Annotated in this window: 12 protein-coding genes and 2 tRNA genes; 4 read left to right on the forward strand and 10 right to left on the reverse strand. The window is 62.9% G+C overall.

The window, feature by feature from the left end:
• Position 1 precedes the first annotated feature (1 nt).
• The 3 genes from AC3G7M_RS03905 (at position 2) to folE (ending at position 3,116) form a co-directional block, all read left to right on the forward strand.
• Positions 2 to 673, forward strand: a complete 672-nt coding sequence (locus AC3G7M_RS03905) for a DUF6338 family protein (RefSeq protein ID WP_489214407.1) — start codon at positions 2 to 4, stop codon at positions 671 to 673.
• 233 nt (positions 674 to 906) lie between these two features.
• Positions 907 to 2,409 carry an ArnT family glycosyltransferase gene (locus AC3G7M_RS03910; protein WP_489214408.1) on the forward strand — a complete coding sequence of 501 codons (1,503 nt, stop codon included), beginning with the start codon at positions 907 to 909 and terminating at the stop codon, positions 2,407 to 2,409.
• A 77-nt stretch (positions 2,410 to 2,486) separates the two neighbouring features.
• The gene (gene folE / locus AC3G7M_RS03915; RefSeq protein WP_489214409.1) at positions 2,487 to 3,116 is read left to right on the forward strand and encodes a GTP cyclohydrolase I FolE; all 630 of its coding nucleotides are present in this window, start codon (positions 2,487 to 2,489) and stop codon (positions 3,114 to 3,116) included.
• A 23-nt stretch (positions 3,117 to 3,139) separates the two neighbouring features.
• Here the strand turns inward: folE and AC3G7M_RS03920 are convergent, their stop codons facing one another.
• The 3 genes from AC3G7M_RS03920 to AC3G7M_RS03930 are packed head-to-tail and all read right to left on the reverse strand — an operon-like array spanning position 3,140 to position 6,276.
• Complete coding sequence (locus tag AC3G7M_RS03920) at positions 3,140 to 3,685, reverse strand: ankyrin repeat domain-containing protein (protein WP_489214410.1); 546 nt, start codon at positions 3,683 to 3,685, stop codon at positions 3,140 to 3,142.
• On the reverse strand, positions 3,682 to 4,539 hold the full coding sequence (locus tag AC3G7M_RS03925) for an MOSC domain-containing protein (RefSeq protein WP_489214411.1): 858 nt from the start codon (positions 4,537 to 4,539) through the stop codon (positions 3,682 to 3,684). Before AC3G7M_RS03925 ends, AC3G7M_RS03920 begins: the two co-directional genes overlap by 4 nt.
• A 27-nt stretch (positions 4,540 to 4,566) precedes the next feature.
• Positions 4,567 to 6,276 carry a class I SAM-dependent methyltransferase gene (locus AC3G7M_RS03930; RefSeq protein WP_489214412.1) on the reverse strand — a complete coding sequence of 570 codons (1,710 nt, stop codon included), beginning with the start codon at positions 6,274 to 6,276 and terminating at the stop codon, positions 4,567 to 4,569.
• 172 nt (positions 6,277 to 6,448) lie between these two features.
• Here AC3G7M_RS03930 and AC3G7M_RS03935 point away from each other — a divergent pair, with 172 nt between their 5' ends.
• Positions 6,449 to 7,927, forward strand: coding sequence for an NADP-dependent isocitrate dehydrogenase (locus tag AC3G7M_RS03935; protein ID WP_489214413.1), 1,479 nt, complete (start codon positions 6,449 to 6,451; stop codon positions 7,925 to 7,927).
• Positions 7,928 to 8,293: 366 nt separating this feature from the next.
• Here AC3G7M_RS03935 and AC3G7M_RS03940 read toward each other — a convergent pair whose 3' ends face one another.
• From AC3G7M_RS03940 to AC3G7M_RS03970, 7 genes are all read right to left on the reverse strand, one after another.
• A complete protein-coding gene (locus AC3G7M_RS03940; protein WP_489214414.1) occupies positions 8,294 to 8,701 on the reverse strand; it encodes a hypothetical protein in 408 nt (135 codons plus the stop codon).
• Positions 8,702 to 8,733: 32 nt separating this feature from the next.
• Positions 8,734 to 8,820: transfer RNA gene (locus AC3G7M_RS03945), tRNA-Gly, on the reverse strand.
• 337 nt (positions 8,821 to 9,157) lie between these two features.
• The gene (locus AC3G7M_RS03950) at positions 9,158 to 9,550 is read right to left on the reverse strand and encodes a gamma-glutamylcyclotransferase family protein (RefSeq protein ID WP_489214415.1); all 393 of its coding nucleotides are present in this window, start codon (positions 9,548 to 9,550) and stop codon (positions 9,158 to 9,160) included.
• Positions 9,551 to 9,587: 37 nt separating this feature from the next.
• Positions 9,588 to 10,997 carry a phosphoglucomutase/phosphomannomutase PgmG gene (gene pgmG / locus AC3G7M_RS03955; protein WP_489214416.1) on the reverse strand — a complete coding sequence of 470 codons (1,410 nt, stop codon included), beginning with the start codon at positions 10,995 to 10,997 and terminating at the stop codon, positions 9,588 to 9,590.
• Between the two features lie 18 nt (positions 10,998 to 11,015).
• Positions 11,016 to 11,891 (reverse strand): UTP--glucose-1-phosphate uridylyltransferase GalU, encoded by an 876-nt coding sequence (gene galU, locus AC3G7M_RS03960; RefSeq protein WP_489214417.1) that lies wholly within the window; start codon positions 11,889 to 11,891, stop codon positions 11,016 to 11,018.
• A gap of 145 nt (positions 11,892 to 12,036) precedes the next feature.
• Positions 12,037 to 14,307, reverse strand: coding sequence for an NADP-dependent malic enzyme (locus tag AC3G7M_RS03965; RefSeq protein ID WP_489214418.1), 2,271 nt, complete (start codon positions 14,305 to 14,307; stop codon positions 12,037 to 12,039).
• Between the two features lie 133 nt (positions 14,308 to 14,440).
• A tRNA-Leu gene (locus tag AC3G7M_RS03970) sits at positions 14,441 to 14,526 on the reverse strand.
• Positions 14,527 to 14,535: the final 9 nt, after the last annotated feature.

Here is a 14,535-nt window from a genome sequence, read left to right on the forward strand (position 1 = left end):
CATGGAAGACTTCCTGAAAGGCGATAGCGGGGCCGTCTATATCTTCCTCTATCTCCTTCCAGGATTCCTGGGCCTGGCCGTCTACGACTATCTGGTGGAAGGTGAGAAGCGGGAGATTTTCGACAAAATCGTTTTCGCTCTCTCAATCGCCCTGGTGAGCTACCTTGCGGTCAGTGTGCTGTTCGGGATGCCATTGGTGCCTGGCTTGGGCGTCAGTAAAGACGGTAGCGCTGCAACGGTCCTGTCTTTGCTGCTTGGCAGGAACCTCGTCCTGGTCAGTGCCGCTTCGGTCGCGTTGTCGATCATATTGGCAGGGCTCACGAATTACGGGATTCCGCTGTGGATTTTCCGCTTCCTAAGATTGACATACAAAACGAGCTCGGTGGATGTCTGGCAAGATACCTTCTATCGATTTCGGGGCTACTGGGTCAGAATCACCTTTGCCGACGGCAAAGAGCTGATTGGCTGGCCGCAGTATTTCTCCGCAGTCGGGAAGCCGCGCGAACTGTTCTTGAGGGATGCCACCTGGTGGTCGGTTGATGACCAGGGTAATCCGACCTCGATTGATGTCACAGGACCCGGCGCTTATATATCCGACTCCACCGCCGTCACGGCGATAGCGCTTCTTGAGGGAACGACGGATGGGCGAGCAGGTCAGACGGCCGCTTCATGAGGGTGTTGGCACGAAGCCAACGACAGGAAAGCCGTCGCTTCGCGAGGAAATTATCAAGTCGCATGCCGGCATCAGGCCGACCACGCAGAAGCCGACAGGTAATCCCCAGAAACCGGCATCTGATCCTCGTAACCAAAGCTAATAGCGTCATTTTGCCCCATATATTGGCTAAAGAGGTCATCCTCCTTTGGCCGCGGGGATAGGCGCGCCGACAGAAAGCGGCTGATAGAACTATGTCTCCGCTTCTTCTGCTGATCATCGTCACCAGCCTGATCCGGCTTCTGCTGGGGTCGATGATGGGGCTTGGCATCGACGAGACCTATATGGTCGCCGCCAGCCGGCATCTGGAACTCTCCTATTTCGATCATCCGCCGATCGCCTGGTGGCTGACCCATGCCGCGATGTGGATCAGCGGCGGCCAGGCGCCGGTCATCGTGCGGCTGCCTTTCGTCCTGTTGTTTGCGCTTTCCACCTGGCTGATGGCGCGCATCACGACAGCCCTGTTTCATGACAAGCAGGCGGGTTTCTGGGCCGCGCTGCTGCTCAATCTGTCGCCCGTCTATACGCTGACGGCCGGCGGATGGGTTTTGCCGGACGGGCCGCTGGATGGCGCGCTGCTCGGCTTTCTGTGGTTTTCACTGCGCGCGACGGGCCTTGTGCCGGCTCATGGGCGCTGGGCGAACTGGCTGGGGGCAGGGCTTTGCGCGGGGCTCGCGATGCTGTCCAAATACAATGGCGCCCTCGTCCTGGTCGGCCTGCCGCTCTATCTGCTCACGACACGCGATGGCCGCGCCTGGCTGATGCGCCCGCAGCCCTGGATCGCCGGCCTTCTCGCTGTGCTGGTCTTTCTGCCGGTCGTGATCTGGAACCAGCAGCACCATTGGGCGTCCTTCGCCTTTCAGGGGGACCGGGCCGGGGGACTGCGCTTTCATCCCCTCGCCCCCTTGGGCGTCTGGGCGGGCGAGGCGCTGTTCGTGCTGCCCTGGATCTGGGTGCCGCTGATCCTGCTCTGGCTGCGCGCGCTCAGGCGCGGTCCTGCCGAGCCAAAAGCCTGGCTGCTGGCCCTGTATGCGGCGACGCCGGTGCTGCTTTTCGCCCTCGTGTCCATCTGGTCGTCGCGCCATATCCTGTATCACTGGTCGGCGCCGGGCACGCTGATGCTGTTCCCGCTGCTGGGTGCGGCGGTCGCGGCCCGGCTGCGGGCCGGCGCGCCGCGTCTGCGCCGCGTCATCCTAGGCACGGTCGCGCTGATGGTCTTCGCCCTGGCGCTGGTCGGCACCGAGATGCGCTTCAACTGGGTGTCGGCGATATTCGGGCCCGCGCTTCTCGCCCGCGGCACCGATGTCTCAGGCGGGATCGACTGGACGGGGCTTGAACCTGCGCTCGCTGCCCGCGGGCTGCTGACGGAGCCCAACCTCGTCATCGCGGTGACGCGCTGGAACGACGCCGGCAAGGTCGATTATGCGCTGGGCGGAGGCTGGCCGGTGACGGTCCTGGCAGACGACAGCCGGGAATACGGTATCGTGGCACCGGCCGGCCGTTTCGTGGGGCAGCCGATGCTAATTCTGGTGCCCGATCCGAACGCGGCCGCCCTTGCCGCGCGCCTCGCCCCTTTCTTCAGCACGATCAAGGTTCTACCGCCGGTGACATTGCGTTTTGGCGGATATCCCTTCATGACGCTCGCGGTCCTCTCGGGAGACAGATTTCTTGGATTTCCGGCCGACCGCCAGCGATAACCGGCATCTGGCATGCCCGGTCAGCCGTTGATGTACAGAGCGCGTGGCATGATCGTCCGCGCCATACGGAGCGTGACATGGATACCCATATGGCAGAGCCGCAGACCAAAACGACGAAGCCTTCCCGTGCCGAAGCCGAAGAGGCGGTGCGGGTTCTGTTGCGCTGGGCGGGGGACGACCCCACGCGCGAGGGGCTGCTCGATACGCCGGCCCGCGTGACCCGCGCCTATGAGGAGTATTTCTCGGGCTACGACGTCGATCCCTATGCCGTTCTCAACCGTACCTTCGCGGAGACGGAAGGCTATGACGAGATCGTCCTGCTGCGGGACATCCGCTTTGAAAGCTGCTGCGAGCATCACATGGCGCCGATCATCGGCCGCGCCCATGTCGCCTATCTGCCCAAGAACCGGGTCGTCGGCATCAGCAAGCTGGCTCGCGTGGTGGATGCCTATGCCAAGCGGCTGCAGATCCAGGAAAAGATGACGGCGCAGATCGCCAATACGCTGGACGAGGTGCTGCAGCCGCATGGTGTGGCGGTGGTCATCGAGGCGACCCACCAATGCATGACCTGCCGCGGCGTGCATCGTCCCGGCACCAGCCTGGTGACAAGCCGCATGCTGGGCGCCTTCCGCAACAATGCGACCACGCGCAAGGAATTCCTGGCCATCCTGCAGCGTCCCGGCATCGGCGCTGGTTCGGAAGGCTGAACATCCGCGTCAAGCCTGGCGCGCTAGCCCTCGTGACGGGCGGCGGCGGCGCGCTGGAGCTTGTCAAACAGTGCCGGATCGTCCTGGCCCGCGGTGAGGTCGAGCGCGCTTTTGCCGTCGTGGTCGGCGAGCGTCGGGTCAGCGCCGGCTTCCAGCAGCAGATCGACCATGGCAATCCGCCCGAACATGACGGCGAACATCAGCGGCGTGCGGCCCATATCGTTCGGGGCATTGACGTCGGCGCCGGCGGCGATCAGCCGGCGCGCGATCTCCGGCTCGTCCTTGAAGGCGACGCCGGACAGTGCGGTCGCTCCCTTGGCGTCGCGCGCATCGGCCGCCGCACCCGCCTGCAGCAGCAGATCGACCGCCTCGGCCTGACCATTGTACGAGGCCAGGATGATGGGCGGAAAGCCGCGGCTGTCCGGCCGGTTGGGGTCCGCACCCTGGCGCAGAAATTCTGCCAGCAGATCGAGCTGCCCATCCCGCGCCGCACCGTAATACAGTTGCTCGACCTGCTCCGGTGTCAGCGACGATGGACCTTTGGGTGCTTGTCCTGAGGGGTCGCTCATCGCGGGCTCGCTCCTGCGCCGGAGGGGGGATTGAGATTGCTCTCGCCGATCTCCAGAATCTCGACGCGGTCGCCGATAGCAATCGGTCCGCACTGGTCGGGTACCAGATTCTGGCCGAAGATGACCCCACCGGGCGCCCGGTGAATGCGTCCCAGCGTCTTCAGCGGCTCGGTCTTGTCCTGCCGTTCCCCCGTCTGCTGATCGATCGTCGTCACGATGCAACGGGCGCAGGGTTTGACGATGCGAAAGATCGCCTCGCCGATGCGGATACGGCGCCAGCGATCCTCTTCCCAGGGGGTGGCGCCGCTGATGATGATATTCGGCCGGAAGCGCGTCATGGGAATGGCATGAGCCATTTCAGCGTTCAGCGCGGCGAGTGACGCGGTATTGGCAAGCAGCACCGGAAACCCGTCGTTGAACGCGGTACGATCCTCCGGCCGGCCAAAATCCGGGTCGACCGGCCGTGCTGTCGCATCATCCAGATAGACCAGACCACACTCGACGCCGAGCACCGCACTCAGCCATTGGCCCGCGCTTTGGCCGGCATCGAGTGCCGGCACGCTGTCCTTCCAGACGGTCACCTGCCGGCGCGGCGCCTGGGCGGTGGGAAAGGCGACGGCCAGCACCGTAGCGCCGTCGTGGAGCGCGAGCCCTGCCGGCGTCGCCTCAGCCCGGATACGGGCCATGGCGGGCAGATCGCGCTGGGTGAGGAAGTGCCCATTGGGCTGCACCACCATCCAGCGCCGGTCCTGCGCCAACCCCCACGGTTCAATCACCCCCTTGGCCACCGACCGGCCTTGCAGCGCCTTCACGGGATAGAGGCAGATATCTGCAACGACAGCGTCGGGGGTCATAAGGGTCACCGGCGGTTGGGTGCTCGTTCAGGGGGCGAGTTCGGGGACGCGTTCGTAGAGCGAGCGGGTCAGTTCATCCCGCCGGGCGAGCAGGCTGCGATACCAGGCAATTCGCCCAGCCACGCCATAGGCATCCATTCGCGTCTGGGCGATGGCATGGCGGGCGGCATTGCCCATGGTGACGCCAAGACCGGGTGCGGTCACCAGGCGGATGATCTTTTCATAGAGATCGGATTCGCTGCGGAAGATCAGGCCGGTGACGCCGTCGTCGATGGAGTGTTCGTAGACGGTAGGACTGGCCAGGGCCACGACCCGCGCCGCCGCCGCCTCGATGAATTTGAGGTCGGATTTGGCGCGGTTGAAGGGCCTGTCCTGCAGCGGCATGAAGCTGATCTCGGACTTCGAGAGCAGGTCCATATAGGTGCGGTGATCGCAGGTCGGGGTGAAGGTCTTGTGGGGCGTGTCCAGCGCGTCGAAGAAGGCCTGATCATGCACCACCTGAAAGCGCAGCTCGGACCCCAGAAGGGTGGCCGCTGCATTCAGCGCCGGCATGTAAGGGGCCCAGTCCGCCTGACGGTTGATCGCCCCGAAGAACATCGTCACCGCCTCGGGCGTCGCGAAATTCGCGATTGGCGGCAATTCGCCAATGCCATTGGCGAAGACCCCGACTTCGGGGTTTTGCAGGCGCAGGGTTTCCGCCAGCACCTCGGTGCTGGTCTGCACGGCATGCGCCGCACGGAAATTCATCAGCCGCTCATCCCGCAATTGGGGCATGAAATCGGGCAGGTCGTCGAATTCCGTCACCACCAGAAAGCCCTGCTGGATGAGATGGCGGATCGGCCTGATCCCGTCCTCCCCCACCAGAAGCGGGCGGTGCAGGATGCAGATCCCCGGCTGCTGCTCGGTGGGCGGCGGAAAGCTCTCGGCATCGCCGACCTGGACGGCGACCGAGGGATCGCTTTTGAGTGCGCGCATCGGATAGAGCACGCGGATATCGCTGACGCCGCCGAAGGGCTTGAGCATGGTCGAGCGGACGGCGATGGGCTGCTGCGGGGTCTTGCGTGCGCGCCAGACGAATTGCGTCGGCGCACTGCGCACGAGGTAGCTTTCGCGGCTCAGCCCCATGACGGGGAGCACATCCTTGAGAAGGTCTGCAGCGGCTTCCGCGCCCTTCTGGTCGAAGATGCGCGGTGTCACGTCACAGGTCTGCAGGCCGGTGGCGTGGAGCGCCTTTTCCATCGAGGCGAGAGTGAACCAGCGCAGATGGGTGCGGTCCAGCACGCCCTGATCCTCGTAGTCGAAGCTGCCGTTGATCAGGCGCAGCGGCACCGCCCAATGCGCGGCATTGGGCACGCAGATGAGCATCACCCCGCGCGGGCTGAGCAGCGCCGCATGCTCGCGCATGATCCGCCAAGGATCGCGCAGATGCTCCAGCACGTCGCCATAGATGATGCAGTCGTAGCCGCCCGGCGCCTCGAAGGGCAGCGGATCGCTTTCGATGTCGATACAGGCGACTTCAGTGAGGCGCCGGGCCGCGACGCGCACGGCGGCCGGCATATGATCGACCCCGAGCACGCGGGCGCGGGGATTGCGCAGGCGGTAGGCAGCACCCAGCGCTCCCATGTGGCATCCGACGTCGAGCACGATGTCCGCATCCAGAGGGATGCGATCGAGCAGATCAGGATTGAAGGCATCCGGGTAGTTGGGAGCAGGCGATAGGTCGCGCGATAGGCCCAAGTCGATCCTCCCCTGGGCGGGGCTTGCCCCCTCGCCCGTCTCCGTCGAACGTCACGCACGGCCAATGTTGCAGTGCATGATAAACCTGCATAGGAGCATCAGCGTGAGCCTCATTTGCAGCATCCGGCATCGGCGCGCAAATACCGCCCTCTCCACAATGCCAGGAGGCTCTATGAGCGCCCAGCTCTCTTCCACTCATGCGCCGGTGATTTCCAATAAAACAACGGTGACTGCGATCGCCGGTGACGGTATCGGTCCTGAGGTGATGCGCGCCGTTCAGCGTATCCTGGCCGCCGCCGGTGCTCAGATCACATGGGAGGAGGCAGAGGCCGGAGCTGAGGTCTTCAAGCGCGGCATCGCGACCGGCGCCCCGCAGGAGACGCTGGATTCCATCGCCCGCAACGGCATCGTGCTCAAGGGGCCGCTTGAAACCCCGGTCGGCTATGGCGAAAAATCCGCCAATGTCACTTTGCGGAAGTTTTTCGAGCTTTACGGCAATATTCGCCCAGTGCGCGAATTGCCCGGTATCAAGACGCCCTTTTCGGGCCGCGGCATCGACATGGTCATCGTCCGCGAGAATGTCGAAGACCTTTATACCGGCATCGAGCATATGCAGACGGCGGGCGCCGCGCAGTGCCTCAAGCTCATCACCGAACCCGGTTCCGAGCGCATTCTGCGCCTGGCTGCCGCCCTGACGCTGGCTGAGGGGCGCCACAAGCTGACCTGCGCCACCAAGGCGAATATCATGAAGTTCACCGAGGGCATGATGAAGCGGGTCTTCGAGCGCATCATGCCCGAATACCCTGATATCGCGCCGTCCCATATGATCATCGACAATTGCGCGCATCAGATGGTCATCGCACCCGAGCAGTTCGATGTGGTCGTCGCCACCAATATGAACGGCGATATCATCTCCGACCTTGCCGCCGGGCTGGTGGGGGGCCTGGGCGTTGCCCCCTCCTCCAATATCGGTGATCACGCAGCGATGTTCGAGGCGGTACATGGGTCCGCACCCCAGATCGCGGGCCGCGACCTCGCCAATCCGACCGCTCTGCTGCTCTCCGCCATCATGATGCTGCGCCATATCGGGGACTTCCCGGCGGCCGAAAAGGTCGAGCAGGCGCTGCTGGTGACCTTGGAAGAGGGCCGCAACCTGACCGGCGACATCGCGCCGAAAGGCACCGGCGTCGGCACCACCGCCTATACCGATCAGGTCATTGCCAATCTGGGCCGCAGCAGCGGCTATGCCTCACGCGCCTATAAGCCGCTGACCCTGCCGGAATGGCCGAAAGGCGTGTGGCATCATGAGCCGAAGACGCGCTCGGTGATGGGCGTCGATGTCTTCGTCGAAACCGGCACGGAGCCGAATGCACTCGCCGTTTCACTGCAAGCGGCGGCCGAAGGCACCGGCCTTGCCCTCAAGATGATCGAAAACCGTGGGGTCCAGGTCTGGCCGGCTTTGAGCGGCCAGCCCTTCCTGGTCGATCTCTTCCGCTGCCGCTTCATGCTGGATGCCCCGCGCGACAATGCCGACCCGGCACTGGCGCAGCTTCTGGCCGCCATCGGGCAGCGCCATCACTGGATGCATGTCGAGAAGCTGCAACGCTTCGATGGCAGCGACGGCTATACCAAGGCCCAGGGCGAGAGCTGAGGGCGGCTACGCGTGCAGGGAGTGCCCAGGGCCTCGGGGGCGATAACAGAACGGGTCGGATCTGCCCCATATAGGGCTGGGAACGGCGAGTTGTGGAGCACAAACAGATATTAAATTGTTTATCAAAAAAACCATTTTAAAATTGCACATCTAATTTGCGCACGAATTATCTTGATTGTTTTGAATTAACCTCCAAAATAACAGTCGATCAGGCAGCAAAATTCCTGGAGGAGGGCTTGCTTGCGAGCCGCGTCTGCCGGATTAAGCTTAGGATAAAGTTGGCTGCTAGCCAGTTTTATGTGGTTACTCACTTAGGTGAAAAACAAGCCATAAACGCCCCGGGGGTGGAACCCCGGGGCGTTTCCTTTAGGCGCTCTCTAATTCTCTACTATTTGGAAAACTGTTGAATATGTATCGCTCACCATTGTGGGTGAGGATGTTGGCGGCCTTAAGTCGGCTCAAAAGACTTGATACAGTTGCCTTGTCCAGTTTGGTGCCGTGGCGAATACCCTCCTGAACAACTTCGGTAACAGATGTGCCACGCTCGCCGGCATTCTTTACCACATCCAAGACGGTGCTTTTTACTACACCACGACGACCCCGACCTTCGTATTCGACTAGATTCACCGAGCTATTAGACTTCAGTGTATCCGGCGCGATTAGTTTTAAAGCAAAGCTTAACCCTTCGATTCTGTTTGAAAGAGCCTCGCGCTGCGCGCTTAGGCGGGCAATTTCTGCCTCGAGAACACGTAATTTGTCGCCTTTGGTTTCCATATATAGCCCCCTGGACCTGAAGGTTGTGCCTGTGGTGGGCCCGGCGGGACTCGAACCCGCACTCCCTGGAGGAGAAGATGATTGGAAGTCATCCGCGTCTGCCGTTTCGCCACAAGCCCGTCAAAGCATAAAACCACAATTGTTTATCAATTGCAAGGCAAATTGCGCATCTCATACGCAATTCTAATTGGCAGTTCAGAGGCATTGGCCGTTGCTGATAACCGATCAGATCGTGTCGTAATGGACCAAACCAAGGCAGCGACGCGAGACCTCGTGTGATGCGCAACTGCTTATCCGGCGACGATCCTCTAACCAAGTTGTTTCAATTAGCAAATGGTAGATGCATCGCGCGAAAGGTCTCTGCGTCGTTGCCATTGCTCATGGCGATAATTGGGGCCACATCGGGTGGAGGCCATGAATGAAGGCTGTCATGACAATGGCATAGATGGGGGACCATCACGCGTGGCGGGTGGAGGAGCGTTCCATGCGCACGCGGCGGAGGTCGGTCGGTTCCGTCCAGACCCGGCGTGTGACGGCGCGCGCCATCCAGATGCCCACCATCCGGTATTGCCCGTCGATCAGTGCCCGGACGCGCCGCATCTCATAGGACACGCCTTCATAGGCGATGAGACGCGGGCGGGACGGCGCGGTCAGCCGGGCCACGAATCCCTCGACCGCGGCCCCAGGCTGGCGCACGACGGAGGCGTAGCGGGCATTCCAGCTGCCGATATGGACGCGCGAATAGCCGCCCAGACGCGCCGGGCGCAGGCTGCGCCCGATGCGCGGGTCACCCGCGATCTGGCCCAGCAGGACCGGATCGCGCAGCGAGCCATAGAGGAAGATCAGCAAAGGGCTGACACCCCGGTTTCAGAGAGCGTGAGAACCGTCAGTGGCCGGAAGCGGCCGCGTCAAAATCCGGTGCCTCGAGACCGGAAGCCTCCAGCTGCGTCACCAGTTCGGCTTTCAGCCGCGCGAGCCCTTCTTCCGTCTTGGCCTCAGCGCGGGCGACGAGGACGGATTGCGTGTTGGACGCCCGCAGCAGCCACCAGCCGTCTTCTGTCTTCACGCGCACGCCGTCGATTTCGGACACTGAGGCGCCGGATTCCTTAAGGCGCGCCGCGACTTCGGTGATGACCACGAATTTGCGTACGTCATCGCATTCAAAGCGAAGTTCCGGGGTGTTGATGACCTCGGGCAGGGCGTCGTGGATTTCGGCGAGGCTGAGCGGCGAGCGGGCCGCGATGCCGAGCAGGCGGACGGCGGCATAGAGCGCGTCGTCGAAGCCGTACCACTTATCGGCATAGAAGACATGGCCCGACATCTCGGCCGCGAGCGGCGAACCGGTTTCGGCCATCTTCGCCTTGATCAGGCTATGGCCGGTCTTCCACATCAGCGGCTGACCGCCGGCTTCGGCGATTTCGTCGAACAGAACCTGGCTCGCCTTGACGTCAGAGATGATGATCGAACCCGGACGTTCACGCAGCACATCTCGCGCGAGCACGACGAGGAGCTGATCGCCGAAGAAGACATTGCCATTGCCGTCGACCGCGCCGATGCGATCAGCGTCGCCGTCGAAGGCGATGCCCAGATCGGCGGCAGAACCCTTCACGGCCGCGATCAGCGCTTCCAGGTTTTTGGGCACGGTCGGGTCAGGGTGATGGTTCGGGAAATGCCCGTCGATATCGCCGAACAAAATCTTATGTTCACCCGGAAGGTGCTTCACCAGTTCCTGCAGGATTTCGCCGGCGGCGCCATTGCCATTATCCCAGACGACCTTGAGCTTCTGCTCGCCGCCATCCCAATCCTTCACCAGTCGGGCGACGTAGTCGTCGCGCAGATCGACCAGCTCGTCATGGCCCTGGGCTTCGTCCACCACGTCGCCGGCGGCGGCTAGCTTCCCCAGTTCCAGGATGTCCTGACCGAAGAACGGCTTCTTGCCGATCATCATCTTGAAGCCGTTATATTCGGGCGGATTATGGCTGCCCGTGACCATGACCGCGCCATCGGTGCCGCGGGTAAAGGCCGCGAAATAAAGCAGCGGCGTCGGTCCGCGGCCGACACGCAGGACATTGATGCCCGAGGCCTTGAGACCCTCGACCAGGGCCTTTTCCAGCTGCGGTGAATGCGTGCGCCCGTCATAACCGACGGCCACGATGGAACCACCCTTGCGGGCGACCATGCTGCCGAAGGTACGGCCGATGGCGAAGCCATCCGCCTCGGTCAGGGTTTTGCCAACGACGCCGCGAATATCGTATTCGCGGAGCGAGGTCGGGTTGAAGGCGTGCGAGAAGGGCATCGGACGTCCTTAAGCCTGTTAGGCAGTATATTTCTTGAGGAAAGCGCGGACTTCCGGGGCGAGATCCGGGCGCGCCAGGCTGAAGGCGATCTGAGCTTCCAGAAAGCCGACCTTGTCGCCGCAATCGAACCGCTCACCCTCAAAGCGCAGGCCGTGGAAGGGGGAATGGCCGATCATCTTGGCCATGGCGTCCGTCAGCTGCACCTCATTGCCGGCGCCGCGCTCCATGGCGGAGAGGTAGCCGATCACTTCCGGCAGCAGTACGTAGCGGCCGATGATGGAGAGGTTGGAGGGTGCGACTTCCGGCTTCGGCTTTTCGACCAAGCCGGTGACTTCGACCAGACGGCCGTCATCCTCGCCGGTTTTGAGGATACCGTATTTGTTGGTCTGGTCGTGCGGCACTTCGACCACGGCGACGACGCTGCCTTCGGTTTCCTTATAGGCCTCGGCGAGCTGCGCCATGCAGGGGGTTTTGGAGAGAACGAGATCGTCCGGCAGGAGAATTGCGAAAGGGTCGTCGCCGATGAAGGCGCGGGCACACCAGATGGCGTGGCCCAGACCCAGCGGCTCCTGCTGGCGGACGGTGCTGATCGCGCCCGGCTGCAGGCGGTCCGCATGCAGCTGTTCCAGTGCTTCCAGCTTGCCGCGCTCTTTCAGCGTCGCCTCAAGCTCATAGGAGACGTCGAAATGGTCGATGAGCGCGGTTTTGCCGCGGCCGGAGACCATGCAGAACTGCTCGATGCCGGCGGCGCGCGCCTCATCCACCGCATATTGAATGAGCGGCCGATCGACGACGGTCAGCATCTCCTTGGGCATGGATTTCGTGGCTGGCAGAAACCGCGTGCCAAGACCGGCGACGGGAAGTACCGCTTTTCTCAACGGTTTGGCGGACATCACGAACCCCTAAGCGAGAAAGTTTGGAACCAAAGTAGGAGGCTAAACGAAATGGAAAGCAACCATCCTGCGCCGGAATGGGCTTACCTTTCATCGATTTCACCCGATACTCGTCATTTAGGGTGTGATCGGCTGAAGCCTAGGTTCATCGGCGTGAATTTGCGTCCGCGGCGGCGACGGCACTGATATTGATGATCGCACGGGCGGTCGCCGTTGGAACCAGAATATGGATCGGCTTGGCCAGGCCCAGCAGCAGCGGCCCTACCTGCAAGCCGTCGCCCGAAGCCTTGATCAGGTTGAAGGCGATATTGGCGGCGTCCAGCGTCGGCATCACCAGCAGATTGGCCGTGCCCGTCAGGCTGCTGTTCTGAATGGCGCGCGCCCGCGTCGCTTCGGCGAGCGCCGCATCCGCCTGCATTTCGCCGTCGACTTCCAGATCGGGCCGCCGCTCGCGGATCAGCGCGAGCGCCCGGCGCATCTTGCGCGCGCTTTCGGAATTGCTCGATCCGAAGGAAGAATGCGAGAGCAGTGCCACTTTCGGCGTCAGGCCGAAGGCTGCGACCGCATCTGCCGCCAGTTCGGTCATCTCGGCGACCTGCTCGGTGGTCGGATCGACATTCATATGGGTGTCGCAGAAGAACAGCGCGCCTTCCTGCAGGATCACGGCGGTCATGGCGTAGATGCGTGACGCGCCGGGCCGGCGGGGGATGATAGGCAGGGCATATTGCAGATGCCGCCACCAATCGCCGTAGCCGCCGCAGATGGCGCCGTCGGCAAGACCTTCCGAGACCATCAGCGAGGCGCAGACCGTGGAATGGCTGCGGACGAGGATTTCGGCGGCATCCGGGCGGACGCCGCGGCGGCCGGCCAGAGCCTTGTACTTTTCGAGCAGCGGATCGAAGATCGCGGTATCGACCGCCGGATCGTAGATGGTGACGGCTTTGTTGAGATCGAGGCGGAGACCCATTTCGCGCACCTTGCGCTCGATTGCCTCCCGCGAGCCGAGCAGGATGGGGCGGGCGATCGCGTCATCGACCACGGTCTGCACGGCGCGCAGCACGCGCTCATCCTCGCCGGCGCCATAGACGATGCTGCGCAGCTGCTGCTGGGCGGCCAGGATGACCGGCCGCATGAGCTGGCCGGAGCGGTAGGTGAAGCGCTCCAGCTCGCGCTTGTACTGGTCGAAATCTGCGATCGGAAAGCGGGCGACGCCGCTGGCATGGGCGGCGCGGGCAACGGCCGGCGCGATTTCCAGGATCAGGCGCGGATCGAAGGGTTTGGGGATGATGTAGTCGGCGCCGAAAATGGGCGCCGCCCCGCCATAGGCCGCGACCACCGTCTCGCTCGCTTCGATGCGGGCGAGGCCGGCGAGCGCTTCCACCGCCGCCTGCTTCATCTCCTCATTGATCGTCGTCGCTCCGCAATCGAGCGCTCCGCGGAAGATGAAGGGGAAACAGAGGACGTTATTGACCTGATTGGGATAGTCCGAGCGGCCGGTGGCGATAATCGCATCCGGCCGGTCCTGGCGGACGAATTCGGGCAGGATTTCGGGCTCGGGATTGGCGAGCGCCATGATCACCGGGCGGTCCGCGAGCTTGCCCAGCCATTCGCGCTTGAGAACGCGCGGGGCGGAGAGGCCGAGGAAAAGGTCAGCGCCGTCCAGCACCTCTTCCAGCGTGCGGGCTGGTGTGTCCTTGGCGTAGCGCGCCAGATTGGGACCCATGTTATTGCGGCCGCGATGAACGACGCCCTCGATATCGGTCAGAAAGACGTTTTCGACGCGCAGGCCCATGGTGACGAGCAGGTCGATACAGGCGAGTGCGGCGGCGCCGGCGCCCGAGGTCACGACCTTGATCTGGTCGAGCGTCTTGCCCTGCAGCACCAGGCCGTTGGTGACGGCGGCGGCGACGGTGATGGCGGTGCCGTGCTGATCGTCATGGAAGACCGGAATATTCATCCGCGCGCGGAGGGTTGCTTCGATCTCGAAACATTCCGGCGCCTTGATGTCTTCCAGATTGATGGCGCCGAAGGTCGGCTCGAGCGCTGCCACGACATCGCAGAAACGATCGGGGTCGGCGGCATCGACCTCGATGTCGAAGACGTCGATCCCCGCGAATTTCTTGAAAAGGACGGCCTTGCCTTCCATCACCGGCTTGGACGCGAGCGCGCCGATATTGCCGAGGCCGAGGACCGCGGTGCCGTTGGAGATGACGCCGACGAGATTGCCGCGGGCGGTATAAAGCTTCGCGTCATCGGGATCGGCGACGATGGCCTGGCAGGCGGCAGCCACGCCGGGGGAATAGGCGAGTGCGAGATCGCGCTGGGTCGCCATGCGCTTGGTCGGCTCGATGGCGAGCTTTCCCGGCCGCGGGTAGCGGTGATAGTCGAGCGCTGCCTTACGGAGATTGTCGTCCATTGCTGTCCTCCTTCAGGCGCGTTCGCGGCGCCAGCCTTGGGTCGCTATAAGACCAAGATGAGAGGGCCGATGCAACGGCACTTCCCGGACAAATGTCCGGGAATCAAAGACTTAATTTTACTGAGAGAAAAGATGGTGCGGTCGAGAAGACTCGAACTTCCACGGGGTTGCCCCCACAAGCACCTCAAGCTTGCGCGTCTACCATTCCGCCACGACCGCATCGTGGGT

Source organism: Acidisoma sibiricum, from assembly GCF_057837225.1.